Raw genomic sequence first — 1818 nt, forward strand, 5'->3', positions numbered from 1 at the left:
AGAGTGAGACCCCGGTCCTCAGGGACCGGGGTCTTTTTCGTATGCGCACCGTGTGTGGATCGTCCGCCGACCGCTTCTGGCATTTGTCATGCCGAGCGATGACACCGCGCACTGCCGCCGGACCCCGTTCGCCGGGACGCTGACGTCATGGCCAGGACCGAACACGAACACCCGGCCGTACGGCTCGCCATCGCCGCCGAGCTGCTGCCGGCCGGCGTGCTGTACGGCCTCACCCTGCCCATGCCGATGTTCCTGCGCCGGTCCGCGGTGCTCGCCGTGGTGCTGATGGCCGCGTTCGGCCGGACGAGCCCGAGCCGAGCCCGAGCCGAGTCCGAGCCGGGCCCGAGCCGGGCCCGATCGTCATGATCGGCGCCCTGACCGCCTTCGGCGCGCTCTTCTCGCTGCTCGCCTGCCGCTGCGGCGCCTGGACGCTGTCCGCGCTGTGGGAGGCGGAACGGGCCCGGGAGGTCGAGGCGCGGCTCGCCGTCGCCGCGGAACGGCTGCGGTTCGGCCGGGACCTGCACGACGTGATGGGGCGGAACCTGGCCGCCATCGCCCTCAGGAGCGAGCTCGCCGTGCGGCTGGCACGGCGCGGGCGGCCCGAGGCCGTGGAGCAGATGATCGAGGTGCAGCGGATCGCGCAGGAGTCGCAGCGCGAGGTCCGCGCTGTCGTACGGGGCTACCGGGAGGCCGACATCGGTGCCGAACTCGGGGGTGGGCAGGGCGTGTTGAGCGCGGCCGGGATCCGCTGCGAGGTGCGCGGGCAGGCCGGCGGGCTGGACGGCGAGGTGCAGTCGGCACTGGGGTGGGTGGTGCGGGAGGCGACGACGAACGTGCTGCGGCACGGGGACGCCGCCCGATGCGACATCGCACCGGACGTCGACGACCGGCGCGTCGTGCTGACCGTGCAGAACGACGGCGCCACCGACCCCGCGGCCCGCGGCCTGCGGCGGATCCGGGCCGGCCGGCCTGCGGGAACGGCTGTCGGCGGTGGGCGGAAGGCTGGAGGCGGGCCATGTCGGCGGGGACACGTTCCGAGTGACCGCCGAAGTGCCCCTGAGTGTGAGAGAGATCACGGCATGACGATCCGGTACGGCTGCTGCTCGCCGACGACGAGTACCTCACCTGGGCGCGCTCGCCGCGCTGCCCGCCCTGGAGAACGACCTGGTGATCGTCGCCGAGGCGGCGAGCGGGCCGGAGGCGCCGGCGATGGCACGGGCGCACGAGCCGGACGTGGCCGTGCTCGCTCTTCAGATGCCGGGCGCCGACGGTGTGAAGGTCGCCACATCCCTGCGGGCCGAACTGCCGGGCTGCCAGGTGCTGATCGTCACCAGTCACGGGCGGCCGGGCCACCTCGAACGGGCCCTTGCGGCGGGGGTGCGCGGCTTTGTCCCGAAGGCCGTCAGCGCCCAACGGCTCGCGGAGATCATCCGCACGGTGCACGCCGGGAACCTCCCTCACGCCTCAACGGCGCGGGGGAACCCCCAGCGTCGACCCCGAGTTGGCCGCCGACGCCATCGCATCGGGGGACTCCCCGCTGACCACACGGGAGGCCGAGGTGCTGGAACCGGCCGTCGACGGGGCGCCCGTCGCGGAGATCGCCGAGCGGGCCGCGCTGTCGCAGGAGACCGTGCGCAACTACCTGTCGTCGGCCGTCTCGAAACTCGGGGCGGAAAACCGGCATGCGGCAGTGCGTCTCGCACGCGAGCGAGGTTGGGTATAGTTGGCGTCGCGCCACGGCGCAATGCGGACGTAGCTCAGTTGGTAGAGCGCAACCTTGCCAAGGTTGAGGTCGCGAGTTCGAGCCTCGTCGTCCGC

At 73.0% G+C, this 1818-nt stretch carries 1 protein-coding gene, 1 tRNA gene and 2 pseudogenes; all 4 read left to right on the plus strand.

Annotation, left to right across the window (positions count from 1 at the left end):
* Window positions 1-147: 147 nt before the first annotated feature.
* The 4 genes and pseudogenes from IE318_RS35395 (at window position 148) to IE318_RS35410 (ending at window position 1818) form a co-directional block, all read left to right on the plus strand.
* Window positions 148-366, plus strand: a complete 219-nt coding sequence (locus IE318_RS35395) for a hypothetical protein (protein ID WP_189906939.1) — start codon at window positions 148-150, stop codon at window positions 364-366.
* A pseudogene (locus tag IE318_RS35400) lies at window positions 351-1083 on the plus strand (sensor histidine kinase); the annotation flags it as partial. The gene IE318_RS35395 and the pseudogene IE318_RS35400, both read left to right, overlap by 16 nt.
* A 13-nt stretch (window positions 1084-1096) precedes the next feature.
* Window positions 1097-1723 (plus strand): annotated as a pseudogene (locus tag IE318_RS35405) (response regulator).
* Between the two features lie 23 nt (window positions 1724-1746).
* A tRNA-Gly gene (locus IE318_RS35410) sits at window positions 1747-1818 on the plus strand.

Source organism: Streptomyces spiralis, assembly GCF_014654675.1.
GTDB lineage: Bacteria > Actinomycetota > Actinomycetes > Streptomycetales > Streptomycetaceae > Streptomyces > Streptomyces spiralis.

Bases quoted from the DNA above. Each gene is read 5' to 3' on its own strand.
- IE318_RS35395 (WP_189906939.1), top strand. From the start codon at position 148: ATGGCCAGGACCGAACACGAACACCCGGCCGTACGGCTCGCCATCGCC.